General features: G+C 60.9%; 12 protein-coding genes, 1 tRNA gene and 1 pseudogene. 9 read left to right on the top strand and 5 right to left on the bottom strand.

Features of this window, described 5'->3' with window-relative positions; genetic code table 11:
- Positions 1–1,007: 1,007 nt before the first annotated feature.
- The gene (locus M0D69_RS19740) at positions 1,008–1,151 is read right to left on the bottom strand and encodes a hypothetical protein (protein ID WP_301783621.1); all 144 of its coding nucleotides are present in this window, start codon (positions 1,149–1,151) and stop codon (positions 1,008–1,010) included.
- A gap of 32 nt (positions 1,152–1,183) precedes the next feature.
- Here M0D69_RS19740 and M0D69_RS19735 point away from each other — a divergent pair.
- Together M0D69_RS19735 and M0D69_RS19730 are read left to right on the top strand one after the other, a co-directional pair.
- Positions 1,184–2,332 (top strand): annotated as a pseudogene (locus M0D69_RS19735) (peptide MFS transporter); the annotation flags it as partial.
- A 78-nt stretch (positions 2,333–2,410) separates the two neighbouring features.
- Positions 2,411–2,487, top strand: a tRNA-Met gene (locus tag M0D69_RS19730).
- Between the two features lie 398 nt (positions 2,488–2,885).
- On the opposite strand, the gene rpsU is transcribed toward M0D69_RS19730, so the two are convergent.
- From rpsU to M0D69_RS19710, 4 genes are all read right to left on the bottom strand, one after another.
- Positions 2,886–3,098 carry a 30S ribosomal protein S21 gene (rpsU, locus tag M0D69_RS19725; RefSeq protein ID WP_006999077.1) on the bottom strand — a complete coding sequence of 71 codons (213 nt, stop codon included), beginning with the start codon at positions 3,096–3,098 and terminating at the stop codon, positions 2,886–2,888.
- A 210-nt stretch (positions 3,099–3,308) separates the two neighbouring features.
- The gene (locus tag M0D69_RS19720; RefSeq protein WP_301783620.1) at positions 3,309–3,656 is read right to left on the bottom strand and encodes a 2Fe-2S iron-sulfur cluster-binding protein; all 348 of its coding nucleotides are present in this window, start codon (positions 3,654–3,656) and stop codon (positions 3,309–3,311) included.
- A 5-nt stretch (positions 3,657–3,661) separates the two neighbouring features.
- Positions 3,662–4,255 carry a YigZ family protein gene (locus tag M0D69_RS19715; protein WP_301783619.1) on the bottom strand — a complete coding sequence of 198 codons (594 nt, stop codon included), beginning with the start codon at positions 4,253–4,255 and terminating at the stop codon, positions 3,662–3,664.
- Positions 4,256–4,337: 82 nt separating this feature from the next.
- Positions 4,338–4,883 carry a GNAT family N-acetyltransferase gene (locus tag M0D69_RS19710; RefSeq protein WP_301783618.1) on the bottom strand — a complete coding sequence of 182 codons (546 nt, stop codon included), beginning with the start codon at positions 4,881–4,883 and terminating at the stop codon, positions 4,338–4,340.
- Between the two features lie 419 nt (positions 4,884–5,302).
- On the opposite strand from M0D69_RS19710, the gene M0D69_RS19705 reads away from it, so the two are divergent.
- From M0D69_RS19705 to astD, 7 genes are all read left to right on the top strand, one after another.
- Positions 5,303–6,514: an EAL domain-containing protein gene (locus M0D69_RS19705; protein ID WP_301783617.1), complete on the top strand. Its 1,212-nt coding sequence runs from the start codon at positions 5,303–5,305 to the stop codon at positions 6,512–6,514.
- A 33-nt stretch (positions 6,515–6,547) separates the two neighbouring features.
- A complete protein-coding gene (locus M0D69_RS19700; RefSeq protein ID WP_301783616.1) occupies positions 6,548–6,973 on the top strand; it encodes a hypothetical protein in 426 nt (141 codons plus the stop codon).
- 217 nt (positions 6,974–7,190) lie between these two features.
- Entirely contained in the window at positions 7,191–7,934 is a 744-nt protein-coding gene (locus tag M0D69_RS19695; protein WP_301783628.1) for an ABC transporter ATP-binding protein, read from the top strand.
- Positions 7,935–8,159: 225 nt separating this feature from the next.
- A complete protein-coding gene (locus M0D69_RS19690) occupies positions 8,160–9,371 on the top strand; it encodes an aspartate aminotransferase family protein (protein WP_301783615.1) in 1,212 nt (403 codons plus the stop codon).
- A 43-nt stretch (positions 9,372–9,414) separates the two neighbouring features.
- On the top strand, positions 9,415–10,470 hold the full coding sequence (aruF, locus tag M0D69_RS19685) for an arginine/ornithine succinyltransferase subunit alpha (RefSeq protein WP_301783614.1): 1,056 nt from the start codon (positions 9,415–9,417) through the stop codon (positions 10,468–10,470).
- On the top strand, positions 10,467–11,516 hold the full coding sequence (astA, locus tag M0D69_RS19680; RefSeq protein ID WP_301783613.1) for an arginine N-succinyltransferase: 1,050 nt from the start codon (positions 10,467–10,469) through the stop codon (positions 11,514–11,516). Before aruF ends, astA begins: the two co-directional genes overlap by 4 nt.
- An 11-nt stretch (positions 11,517–11,527) precedes the next feature.
- Positions 11,528–13,003, top strand: coding sequence for a succinylglutamate-semialdehyde dehydrogenase (astD, locus tag M0D69_RS19675; protein ID WP_301783612.1), 1,476 nt, complete (start codon positions 11,528–11,530; stop codon positions 13,001–13,003).
- Positions 13,004–13,008: the final 5 nt, after the last annotated feature.

The raw sequence follows: 13,008 nt of genomic DNA, 5'->3' as shown, positions 1-13,008 counted from the left end.
TGTGACCTCGTCGGCAAGCAAGACAGGTAAGCCAGACGGGAGGCCATCAATGACCGCGACGGCCATGGTCAGCCAAGGTGGGTCGTGCGTGGCTTCGGCTAGGCACTCTGCGTCGTCGTTAGCCGTTTAATGATTCCGCAGTCGTCGGCCGCCGTATGGCCACCTGCTGAAAAGTGCGTGGCGTGAAAGCACTCGCAGGCCGCTATACCCCACGAAACGGTCACTGATGCCAAGCGATTGTGAGCGACTGGGTCGGGAGTGTGAGTTCGCTGATGCAGGAAGCTGCCGTCCGACTGCTCGATGCCGCCACTGTCAGCAATCCGCCCTGTGGCTCTGTGCCGGGATTGCGCAAACGATCGTTTAAGCAACGCCGACGCGCGATCGATGCGATGGCCGTGCGAGAATTGCGGAAACCAGTTGCGTTACCAATTCAACGACAACTGGTTTGCGCAGCAATCGAAGACGGCACACGCCCGCCTTAGTGCGCAAATTTCCGGATCTTGAGACGCCCCCGTTCTCAGCGACCGTCAGTACTTCGTCTGCAGAAGTCTCGCTACGACGTCGTTCATAGTAGCGTCGAGCTTTTCCTTGACGTAGTCCTCAGTCGACACATCCCGCTCAAGCATTGCAGCGCCTTCCGATATCCGTTAACGACTCGCCAAGGAACAGCCCGTTCATCTCGCGGCAGCGGAAATCGAGCTGCGTCATGAAGTCGTCGCGGCCGACCAGCCCGAGAATATCAGTCGTGAAGTCACGGATGATGCGATCAACGACGGCCGCCGTGTTTCAATCAGATGCGCTCGTTTTCCATTAGCTCCTTCGAGAACCGTTCAAAAGCCGTGCCCATTGCCTTGGCATCGTTCAGGGGCGGTCGCGGTCAATCTGCATGGTGCGTTCCTCATATGGCTCATTGCGCGCTAAATAGCACGCTATACGGCTATATAGCACTGTGCAATCCTTCCTTCCCCGGCCAGGTTTGCCGCGCCCTAATCAATCGGCCTCTATGGTCAGGGAGAATGTGAAGAGGTGATCTCCGCCGGCAACCGGCCGTTGCGAGCGATGATGATGTATTCGAGAACCGTGATCGACTGCGCGAGCATCCGATCGATTTGGATGTCCTCACCGAGCAGCGCTGCATGTGCTCGGCGCATGTCCCTCGGCCAGTCGGTGAGCGTGAGTTCAGGACGGGGATGCGCGCCTCGACAGCGCGTTCACCATCTACTACATGTCGGTCAATATCGGCTCGACTATTTCGATGCTCGCAACGCCGTGGATCAAGGATCACTGGGGCTGGCACGCCGCGTTCGCCGTGTGCTTCGCGGGCATGGTGCTCGGCTTGCTCAACTTCACGCTGACGCGCCGTACGGTCGGGCACATTGGTTCCGCTCCCGACGACGAACCCATGCTCTGGAGCCGCTTTTCACTTGTCGCAGCGGGCGGTGTGGCCTTGGGTCTGGCTACGGTATTCGTGCTGCAGAACGAACAGGTGGCCGCGATCTGCGTGTACGCGGCCGGCGTTGCGATTCTCGTGATCTTCGGCTGGATGCTGATGAAGTGTGACCGAAGCGAACGTGCCGGCTTGCTCGCTGCCTTGATCCTGACGATGCAGGTCATCCTGTTCTTCATCTTCTATGAGCAGATGTCGACGTAGCAGATGTCGACGTCGCTGACCTTGTTCGCGCTGCGCAACGTGGACCCGACGTGCAAGCTTTTCAACATGAGCTTGTTCTCATGGAGCGCGGCGCAATTCCAGGCGCTCAATCTGCTCTGGATCATGCTGCTGAGTCCCTTTCTCGCCATCGCTTATACGCGGCTTGCGCGAAGCGGCCACGATATCCCGATCGCCGCGAAATATGCGCTTGGGTTCATGGTGGTTGCGCTCGGTTTTTTCGTGTTCGCATTCAGCGGCCGCTATGCCGTCGATGGCCGCGTGTCATTGTGGTTCATGGTCAGCGGATATGGGCTGTACTCGCTCGGCGAACTGCTGGTCTCTGGACCTGGCCTTGCGATGATCGCCCACTACGTGCCCGCGCGCATGAGCGGCTTCATGACGGGAGCGTATTACGTCGCGACGGGTGTTTCGCAGTATCTCGGTAGTGTGGTCGCCAACTTCGCGCGCATGCCGTCGAACGATCTTGGCTCGCTGCAATCGCTGCCGCTTTATACGAAGCTCTTTTTCGGACTCGGTTGGGTCGCCGCAGGCGGGGCGGCTGTCGCCATCATTTTGCTGCCGCTGTTGAATCGCTTGTCGCGAGAACATCGGCGTTGTGTGGAAGCGGTGCGTCGTGGGACCGATCCGCTCCCTCCGTCGAAGCCCGCACCCGTGCGATAAATTCAAGGCACTCACATTCAATAGCAATATTCTTCGATTCGGTTTGACCTGACATGTCCTTAGCGCTATAATCTTTTTCGCGGGGTGGAGCAGTCTGGCAGCTCGTCGGGCTCATAACCCGAAGGTCGTAGGTTCAAATCCTACCCCCGCAACCAAGGATTAAACGCATAAAGCCCGGTCTATCCGGGCTTTATGCGTTTACGGTCGTGCATAGCGCGAAAGTGCTTTGACGCGTGATCATGATGCTGATGCGTGGGTGGAAGCATCATCCATTCGTCGAATCAAAGTCGAAGCGGACACAAAAAGCCTGGACGATTAATATCGTGCAGGCTTTTGAGTTCTGAATGTTTCGGCGAGATTGAAGCAGATCTCTACGCTTGAGACTTATCGACAGTCCAACGAAAGTAGCGCAAGAGAGATTGGAACGCGTTTTTCAGCGATTCACTCATGTGGCAAAGCGTGCATCCGGGACGTATCGAACAAGTCCCCGGCTACCCGGCGCTTCGATCGAACCTGGTCGACCTGCAAGCCGCCGTTCACACGTGCAACACCATCAATAGAATTTCTTCGGCAACTGTGCGCGGCGAATCTGCTTGCGCAGGCGAGCAACAGCAGCAGCTTTCTTGCGCTTGCGCTCGGTGGTCGGCTTTTCATAAGCCATACGCGACTTCAGTTCCTGAATCAGGCCGGTACGTTCGACGGTGCGGCGAAAACGGCGCATGGCGACGTCGAAAGGCTCGTTCTCTTTCAACAATACTTTAGTCATTGATATCTCAGTTGGTCTGGCCCTGCCAGAAAATTGGGCGAAACGCAATTATACACTTTTTGGAGGCTCTATTACAGGCCGGTGAACAATGGGGCGCACTTCGCCGCTCGGGAATGCCATCGTATGTCTTTGATAAAAGACAACAATCCCGGATTACCCGGGTTCTGGTTTACATCTGTACCGAATTAGCACCGAGCCTGATTCAAACCATCAGAAGCCCCGGCCGCGACCGGGTTTTATATCGGCGGGATTCGGAATTTCCAGAAAATCCACTTGATCGACAGTCAAATCCGACGTGGGTAATGCCACGCACGGAAGAATCCAGCCATCGGCTTTTTCGTCCGCGCTCAGGCCCGGCCAGTCGATCCGGTAACGCACCGAGCCATCGGCAAGACGGCACAGGCACGCACGGCATGTGCCGTTGCGGCACGAACTCGACAGGCGCAATCCGTCGAGCGCCGCCGCTTCGAGGATCGTTGTCTGCTCCGTCGACGAGAAACACCTTCCTGAGGGCAGCAGCGTGATTGTGAAGACGTGCGGGCGGTCGAGGGTGCTCATGGCGCTCAAGGTGCTTTCGTGATGGCCGCACGGCCGTGGGTCAGGTCGCGGATAGCGTCGGCGGCCTGATCGCGGACGACGAGCGGCATCTGGATCGACAAGCGTACGGTCATGCCGTATCCAGGGTCGTCGAGTGCATGGCCTTCCTGTTCGACCCAGCGCCGCACGCGCGCTTCGTCGGCGTAATCCACTTCCACTTGCAGCAGTCCGAGCGCCACGCGTTCTATGCGTTCGGCCAGTTGCATCGCGGTGGCGATGGCGTCGGTGTAGGCGCGCACCAATCCGCCCGCACCGAGCTTGATACCGCCGTAGTAGCGCACGACGGCGCCCAGCACGCCGTCCACTTCATGATGGCGCAGCACTTCCAGGATCGGCCGGCCGGCTGTGCCGGAAGGCTCGCCATCGTCCGACATACCGGATTCCCCGCCCGCGAGCAGCGCCCAGCAGACATGCGTGGCCCCGGGATGCTGGGCACGCAGCGTGTCGAGTTCGAGCATCGCGGCGGCGCGATCGGCGACAGGAATTGCCAGCGCGATAAAACGGCTCTTGCGGATGTCGATTTCGGCACTGACGGCGGCGGTGAGGGTGTAAGTGGGCAACTAAAGCTCAGGCTAAATGGTCATGATGCAATGGTACGGCGAAAGGGCGCGCGAGCCGGGTACAGCCCGGTAATAGCGGGTCTCATGGCTGCGGAATCAACGCCTTGTCCTCGCCGAGCGAGCGTTGCATGAGCACCGTATCGACCCATTGACCGTGTTTGTAACCCACCTTGCGCAACACGCCGACATGTTCGAATCCAAGCCGCGCATGCAACGCAATCGACCCCGCGTTGCCACTGTTGCCGATCACCGCCACGAGTTGCCGCCACGGCCCTGCGTCGCAACGCTCGATCAGCGCCGTCAGCAGCGCGAGACCGAGGCCGCGCCCACCAAAGCCATCGGCGATATACACCGAATCCTCGATCGTGTGCCGATACGCCGACCTCGGCCGATACGCGGTCGCATACGTGTAGCCGACCACCGCGCCGTCCGTTTCGGCCACGAGATAGGGCAGGCCCGCACCGGTGATCGACGTGTGCCGGGCGCGCATCTCGTCGACGCCGGGCGGCGTCTCCTCAAAGGTCGCAAGAGCATGCAGCACATAGTGAGCGTAGATGCGCGTGATCGTGTCGAAATCGGCGGCGTTCGCGTCGCGGATCGTGAAAACGCTGGCGTCGTGCAATGCCATCGAGTGGCTCCCTGAGTTTGGCGTTAATCGGTAGGTGAAGCACGTGAAGCACGAACGATGGTAGCGGTCATCATCCGGAGGCCTGATTTTCTCACGACTAACGGACTCATCCGCCATTTGCCAGACGTCCGCGCACGCGCGCCGGAAAAGCATCGAGCCGGCGTGCGCCAGCCCACCAAAGCAGGCATTTCGTCGATGGCAAAGCATTGAAGCCCGGTATAACCCGCCGCTACACTGGGTCGTTTGCCAGGAGGACGCAGGGAAAACTGTTGTCAACGAGGATCGACATGACGAACGGCGCGAAGACCCCGGTCGTTGCAATAACGCACATGCGAATGGACACATCATCAGGGGCCGCATTAAAACGATCATGGAGCGCGATTCCGGCGCAAAGGGCGTCGCGAAATGAAAAGCGCACGATGAACACGTTTAAACGCCGTGGGCGCGTGGCGTTCCTGGCTGGCATCGTGCTGATCGCGGCGATGCTGCCGGCGGCGTTGTGCGTCCTGTTTGCGCCCGGCGTGGACGAACGTGTCGCCGCTGCGCGGGAAGCCGCCGCCCTCGAGAACTACGTTGTGCGCATGGTCGACACGGGCGCGATCCGCCTGATCGCCAACACTTCCGTTGCGGGTCCGTCCCGGCTCTTTGCCCACTTCCCCGTAGCCGGATTCGCGGCGACCGCCATGCCCGAAAACGCCAACCCGGCGCGCCGCGCTTATGCATCGACGAGCGCGGCCAGCGCCCCGGACACATCGGAGGTGACGTTTGTCGAACGTCTGCGTGCGCTGCCCTGGACCTGGCTGCTCGCGGGTGTCGCGGCCGGCCTGACGCTCTCCGCGTGGCTCGGCCTGTTCATGGTGCGGCGCCTGTCGCCGCTCGGCCAGCTCAGCGACGCCGTGCGCCGCCATCAGTTCATCGTCGCGTACCAGCCGATAGTCGATCTCACCACGCGCCGTTGCATCGGCGCTGAAGCGCTGGTGCGCTGGAAGCACCAGAACCGGATCGTGCGCCCCGATCATTTCATCCCGCTGGCGGAGCATCGCGGCTTGATCCAGGCGATTACAGACCAGGTATTCGATACGGTCCTGCTCGAACTCGGCGAATTTTTGCATCGGTATGAAGAGCTGTATGTGTCGATCAACCTGAGCGCGGCGGACCTGACTTCGCGGCGCTTCCTGGAGCGGCTCACACCCGCGCTTGCAGCCGCGCAGATCGCGCCGCAGCAAATCCGGATCGAGGCGACCGAGCGCTGTTTTCTCGACGCCGATGCCGCGAAGGAAGTGATCCAGGCGTTCCGCGATGCAGGGCATCCGGTGTATATCGACGACTTCGGGACAGGTTATTCGAGCCTGTCGCATCTGCAGAATTTCCAGGTGGACGCGCTGAAGATCGACAAGTCTTTCGTCGATACGGTCGGTCAGGACGCGGCGTCGAGCAGCGTGGCGTCGCACATTATCGACATGGCGCTGACGCTGCACGTGCAGGTGGTGGCCGAAGGGATCGAGCGCGAGGAGCAGGCGTGTTATCTCCACACACGCGGCGCACAATTCGGGCAGGGCTGGCTCTTTTCCGCGCCGCTGACCGCGCCCGATTTTATTCGCTATGTAGGGCGCGGCCTGACGACGGTGTAGGCTTGGCTCATTTTCCACTTCGGGACAATGACCATGACCATCAGGATGACCGACCCGGCCGCGACCACGTTTCTCAAGGACGTGCGCCATCCGCTGCTGGCGCTGCACCGTAGCATCCTCGACGAGTTGCGCACCCGCCACGAAGCCGAATTCGGCGTGGTGTCGCCCGGTGAGTTCTTGCAGATCGTGATCAACGGCAGCGCTTACAAATGGCTTGGCCCGCTATCCACGCTGATCGCCGCCCTCGATGACGTGCTCGACGACACCGACGCCACGCCCGAAGCCCGGATCGACATGGCACACGCGGTCACGGCCATGTTCGGCGCGAAGAACCGCAACGCCGCCTTCGACACTCAATACCTCCCGATGCTGCAAACCAGTCCTGACATCGCGATGGCGAATGGCCGCGTGGCACAGCAAGTGCGCGCCGTGACGCCGGCGCCGGTTGCAAAGGACTGACCATGAACGCTTGCAGGCGAGGGCGTTTGTCCCTATGCCTGCATGCCGGCGGCTTTCGGTAAAATCCGCAGCCATGATCGATACAGGGCCGAGATTCAGGCCAGCATTAAGCTGAACCTCAGACCCACCTTCCGGGGAGAATGCGTTGGAATCATCCGCACAAAATGCTGCAACGGCCGCCGCGCAAAACGCCGCGGTCAAACTCGTCGCCCGCGATATCCACAAGCGTTTCGGCGATAACGAGGTGCTCAAGGGCGTTTCGCTCTCCGCCAACGCCGGCGATGTGATCAGCATCATCGGGTCGAGCGGCTCGGGCAAAAGTACCTTCCTGCGCTGCATCAATTTCCTCGAACGGCCGAATGCGGGCGAGATTGTGGTCGACGGCGAGCCGGTGCGCACGAAAACCGATCGCATGGGCAATCTCGAAGTCGCGGACCACAAGCAGTTGCAGCGCGTGCGTACGAAACTCGCGATGGTGTTCCAGCACTTCAATTTGTGGGCGCATATGACGTCGATTGAAAACGTCATGGAAGCGCCGATGCACGTGCTGGGGTTATCGAAGAAGGAAGCGACCGAACGGGCGCGCGAATGTCTCGAGAAGGTCGGGCTCGCACCAAAGGTCGAGAAGCAATATCCGTCGCATTTGTCGGGCGGGCAGCAGCAGCGGGTGGCCATCGCCCGGGCGCTGGCCATGCATCCCGACGTGATGCTCTTCGACGAACCCACGTCCGCGCTCGATCCCGAGCTGGTGGGCGAAGTGCTGAAAGTGATGCAGAAGCTGGCCGAGGAAGGCCGCACGATGATCGTCGTGACGCATGAGATGGGCTTTGCGCGCAATGTGTCGAATCATGTGATGTTTCTGCACCAGGGCCGCACGGAAGAAGAGGGCGCGCCGGCCGAGGTGCTGACCACGCCCAACAGCGAACGGCTGCGGCAGTTCCTTTCCGGCAGCCTCAAGTAAGCGTGGATTCACGCCGCGGCGCGGCGAAAGTGGATCGAACGGAATCGGGGACGGGTTGTTTTTCAAACGAAACAAACCTGGCCCCCGAAACCCCGCCACAAAGCGTCATCCCCCTCGAATACCATGAAACCTTGTCGCGTTCCCGCAAGACGCGGCGTCCGCACGCGCCTACCATCCAATAACGATGCTCAAGCTGGCATACCCGAACAAGCAAAGGAGCGGTTCATGACGGATATCAATGTAACGCGCAGTACGTTCGACGAAGTGATGGTTCCTCTTTTCGCCCCGGCGAATTTCGTGCCGGATCGCGGACTCGGTTCCCGCGTGTGGGACACGGAAGGCCGCGATTATGTCGATTTCGCTGGTGGTATCGCGGTGACGGCGCTGGGTCATGCGCATCCTGAACTGCTGAAAGTGCTCCACGATCAAGGCCAGAAACTCTGGCATATCGGCAACGGCTACACCAACGAGCCGGTCTTGCGTCTTGCGACCCGCCTCACCAATCTCACTTTCGCGGACCGTGCGTTCTTCGCCAACTCCGGCGCGGAAGCGAACGAAGCCGCGCTGAAACTCGCGCGCCGTTACGCCATCGACAACACCGGTCCCGAGAAAGTCGAAATTATCTCGTTCACGCAGTCGTTCCACGGCCGGACCTTGTTCACGGTTAGCGTAGGCGGACAGCCGAAATACGCGGAAGGGTTTGGTCCGACGCCGCAGGGCATCACACATCTTCCGTATAACGACCTGGCTGCGGCGCGTGCGGCGATCGGTCCGCAAACCTGCGCGGTGATCGTCGAGCCGGTGCAGGGCGAAGGCGGTGTGCTGCCCGCCGATCCGGCGTTCCTTCAAGGCCTGCGCGACGCCTGCGACCAGCACGGCGCACTGCTGATTTTTGATGAGGTACAAACAGGCGTGGGCCGCACCGGCTCGTTCTACGCCTACATGGGCTACGGCGTGACGCCTGACATTCTCACGACCGCGAAGGCGCTGGGCAACGGTTTCCCGATCGGCGCCATGCTGACCACCGACAAGATCGCCGCGCATTTCAAGGTCGGCGTGCACGGTACGACTTACGGCGGCAATCCGCTCGGCGCGGCGATTGCGGACAAGGTGGTCGAGCTTATAAGCGATCCGTCGGTGCTCGAAGGCGTGCAGCAACGCAGCGTTGCGATCAAGGCGCATCTGAAGCGTATCGATGAGCGTTTCTCGGTGTTCAAGGAGATTCGCGGCAAGGGTCTGCTGATCGGCGCCGAACTCGCCGATGCCTACAAGGACCGCGCGAAAGACGTACTCAACGCTGCTGCGAAACATGGCGTAATCATGCTGATCGCCGGGCCGAACGTGCTGCGTTTCGCGCCGTCGCTGATCATGCCGATGGCCGATCTCGACGAAGGTTTCGCGCGCATCGAAAAGGCTATCGCCGACGTGGCGCATTGAACGTGCGCACTTCGGCATCTTCTCTAAACCAACGGAATCGCCGATGCTAATCGTCCGCCCCGCAAGACTCGCCGATCTCGACGCGCTCGAACGGATGGCGCACGCCGCGCATCCGGTGCTGCATTCGCTGCCGCGCGATCGCCGCGTGCTGGAAACGCGCGTCGCGCTGTCCGAAGACTCGTTTCGCGCAGAAGTCGAGTTTCCCGGCGAGGAGTTTTATCTGTTCGTGCTCGAGGACACAGCGACGGGCGCATTGCTCGGCACGTCGAGCATCGTGGCATCGGCGGGCTATTCGGAACCGTTCTACGCGTTTCGCAACGACGCGTTGATCCACGCCTCGCGCGAACTCAAGGTGAACCGCAAGATCCACGCGCTCACCATGTCGCATGAGCTTACGGGCAAGAGCCGCTTGACGGGCTTCTACATCGATCCGTCAATACGCGAAGCCACGCACGATGCCGCCGCGCATCTGCTCTCGCGTGCCCGCATGATGTACGTCGCCGCGAACCGCAAGCGTTTCTCCGACGACGTCTTTTCGCTGATGCTCGGCGTGACCGATGAAGCGGGCGTATCGCCGTTCTGGGAAGCGGTGGGGCGCAAATTCTTCGGGCGCGATTTCGAGCAGGTGGAGCTGGAATCGGGTGGCCGGAGCCGGACGTTTATCGCGGAAGTGATGCCGACTTATCCGCTTTATGTACCGCTGTTACCGCCCGAAGCGCAGCGCGTGTTGGGCGAGCCGGACGACGGCGCTTTGCTCGCGTATGACATCCATCTGGAAGAGGGTTTCGAGCCGGATCGTTTCGTCGATATCTTCGATGCCGGTCCCGTTCTGACCGTCGCCGTGGAACGTAGTGCGTCGGTGCTGGCGAATGAGGTTCGCGCCGTGCGGACCGCGCAAGATGACGCGGGCGTGTCCGGCACGCCGTATCTGGTCGCGGCCGGGGGTGCGCACGCGTTTCGTTGCGCTTTGGCCAGTCTGCCGTCGGCGCGTGGGAACGGTGCGCCGCTGTCCGCGGAACTATGCCAGGTATTAAGCGTGAAAGATTCCGATACGGTGCGCTGTGTGCCGCTTCATCAGGCTTCGGGAGAATTGCAATGATCGTTGTCCGCTGCGTGCAGCCTGGAGATGTCGACGCGCTCGTCGCGCTCGCGCACGAGACCGGACCGGGACTGACCACCTTCAAGCCGGATCGCGATGCATTGACAGCACGTGTAGAGCGTGCACGACGCACCCTGGCCGATGAAGCCGAGCCCTACGAAGCGGGATATCTGTTCGCGATGGAAAACACCGCGACGGGTGATATTGCGGGCGTATGCGGTATCGAAACGGAAGTCGGGCTGGAGCAGCCGTTTTATAACTATCGTGTGTCGACGGTCGTGCATGCGAGCCGCGATCTGGGCGTGTGGACCAAGATGTCGCTGCTTAACATCTCACACGATCTCACCGGGTACGCCGAAGTCTGTTCGCTGTTCCTGAGCCCGCGATATCGCACGGCGGGTGTCGGCGGTTTGCTGTCGCGTTCGCGCTTTATGTTTATCGCGCAATTTCGCGAGCGGTTTCCGGAGCGGTTGTGCGCTGAGTTACGCGGCCATTTCGACGAAAGCGGCGCTTCGCCATTCTGGCAAGCGGTGGGTTCGCACTTCTACCAGATCGATTTCAATGCAGCCGACTATCTCAGCTCGCACGGCAAAAAGTCGTTCCTCGCCGAGTTGATGCCGCGCTATCCGGTTTATCTCGCGATGCTGCCCGAGGACGCGCAAGCGGCGGTTGGCTTGACGCATCGCGACACCATGCCCGCACGCAAGATGCTCGAAACGGAAGGGCTGCGGTACGAAAATCACGTCGATATCTTCGATGCCGGCCCAGTCCTCGAATGCCACATAGCGGACTTGCGCACGGTGCGGGAAAGCGTGCTCGTGTCGGTGCGCATAGGTGAGCGTGAAGAGAATGGCGAGGCCCGCAGCCTGGTATCGAATACGTCGCTCGACGACTTCCGATGTGGCGCGACGTTCGGCGTGCCCGAAGACGGTATCTTCCTGCTGACGGCAGAAGAAGCGGCGGCTTTGCGCGTGAAAGAGGGCGATACGGTGCGTGTGCTGGCATCGCAACCGCGCCCGAAGAACGCAACGAAGAACGCAAGTTAGGGACAAGGAACATGACGAAGATTTCGACTCAGTTGTTTATCGATGGCGCGTGGAGCGATGGCAGCGGCGCGCCTTTTGCGTCGCGTAATCCGGGTAACGGCGAAGTGGTGTGGGAGGGTCAGAGCGCATCGGCTCAGGACGTTGACCGCGCCGTGCTTTCTTCGCGACATGCGTTCGCTTCGTGGTCTGCGCTGACGCTGGACGAACGTATCGCGATCACGCGGCGTTTCGCGGCGCTGCTGACCGAGCACAAGGAAACGCTCGCTCACACCATCGGTCGCGAAACGGGCAAGCCGTTGTGGGAAGCCCGCACCGAAGTCGCAACAATGGCCGCTAAAGTCGATATCTCCGTCAAGTCATATCACGAGCGTACCGGCGAGAAACGTCAGGAAATGGCCGACGGCATAGCCGTACTTCGGCATCGTCCGCATGGCGTCGTGGCCGTGTTCGGGCCGTACAACTTCCCGGGGCATTTGCCGAACGGGCATATCGTGCCGGCGTTGATCGCGGGGAATACGGTGGTGTTCAAACCATCGGAATTCGCGCCTGGCGTGGCCGCGCTGACAGTGGATTTGTGGGCGCAGGCTGGCTTGCCTTCGGGCGTGTTGAACCTCGTGCAAGGCGAGAAGGAGACAGGCGTTGCGCTGGCGAATCATCGGCAGATCGATGGTTTGTTTTTCACCGGAAGCTCGGATACCGGCACGTTGTTGCATCGGCAATTCGGTGGCCGTCCGGAGATCGTGCTCGCGCTGGAAATGGGCGGCAACAATCCGCTGGTGGTGGCCGAAGTCGCGGACATCGATGCCGCCGTGCATCACACGATCCAGTCGGCGTATTTATCGGCGGGGCAGCGCTGCACGTGCGCACGCCGTCTGTTCGTTCCCGATAACGCCTTCGGCGAGCGGTTCATCAAGCGCTTGATCGACGTGACATCGAAGATCAAAACTGGCGCCTTCGATGCCGATCCGCAACCGTTCATGGGCGCCGTGATCTCGGCGCGGGCGGCAGCGAAGCTCGTGCAGGCGCAGGCGCAATTGATCGAAGCGGGCGGCAAGCCGTTGCTCGAAATGACGCAGCGTTCCGCGGAACTCGGCTTCGTCACGCCGGCCATCATCGACGTCACGACCGCGCGCAACGTCCCCGACGAAGAGCATTTCGGCCCGATGCTGCAACTCACGCGCTACGCTACTTTCGATCAAGCGATAGAGCGCGCCAACGACACCGCCTACGGATTATCCGCTGGCCTCCTGGCCGACGACGAGGCCGCCTGGACCCACTTCCAGCACACCATTCGCGCGGGCATTGTGAACTGGAACCGGCCGACGAACGGGGCGTCTTCGGCAGCGCCGTTCGGTGGTATCGGGCGGTCTGGCAATCAGCGCCCGAGCGCATTCTACGCAGCGGATTACTGCTCGTATCCGATGGCGTCCGTCCAAAGCACCCAGTTGCAAATGCCCGCGAGCGTCTCGCCCGGCCTTCAGTTCTGAGGACA

This window comes from Caballeronia sp. SEWSISQ10-4 2 (assembly GCF_030464885.1).
In the GTDB taxonomy this organism is placed as follows: Bacteria; Pseudomonadota; Gammaproteobacteria; order Burkholderiales; family Burkholderiaceae; genus Caballeronia.
The sequence above is the reverse complement of the archived record's forward strand: the minus strand, read 5'-3'. Positions and strand labels throughout refer to the sequence as shown.

Excerpts from the sequence above, each read along its gene's own strand:
- M0D69_RS19740 (WP_301783621.1), bottom strand. The coding sequence starts at position 1,151 with ATGCGCCGAGCACATGCAGCGCTGCTCGGTGAGGACATCCAAATCGAT.
- rpsU (WP_006999077.1), bottom strand. The coding sequence starts at position 3,098 with ATGACTAAAGTATTGTTGAAAGAGAACGAGCCTTTCGACGTCGCCATG.
- M0D69_RS19720 (WP_301783620.1), bottom strand. The coding sequence starts at position 3,656 with ATGAGCACCCTCGACCGCCCGCACGTCTTCACAATCACGCTGCTGCCC.
- M0D69_RS19710 (WP_301783618.1), bottom strand. The coding sequence starts at position 4,883 with ATGGCATTGCACGACGCCAGCGTTTTCACGATCCGCGACGCGAACGCC.
- M0D69_RS19705 (WP_301783617.1), top strand. The coding sequence starts at position 5,303 with ATGAACACGTTTAAACGCCGTGGGCGCGTGGCGTTCCTGGCTGGCATC.
- M0D69_RS19700 (WP_301783616.1), top strand. The coding sequence starts at position 6,548 with ATGACCATCAGGATGACCGACCCGGCCGCGACCACGTTTCTCAAGGAC.
- M0D69_RS19690 (WP_301783615.1), top strand. The coding sequence starts at position 8,160 with ATGACGGATATCAATGTAACGCGCAGTACGTTCGACGAAGTGATGGTT.
- aruF (WP_301783614.1), top strand. The coding sequence starts at position 9,415 with ATGCTAATCGTCCGCCCCGCAAGACTCGCCGATCTCGACGCGCTCGAA.
- astA (WP_301783613.1), top strand. The coding sequence starts at position 10,467 with ATGATCGTTGTCCGCTGCGTGCAGCCTGGAGATGTCGACGCGCTCGTC.
- astD (WP_301783612.1), top strand. The coding sequence starts at position 11,528 with ATGACGAAGATTTCGACTCAGTTGTTTATCGATGGCGCGTGGAGCGAT.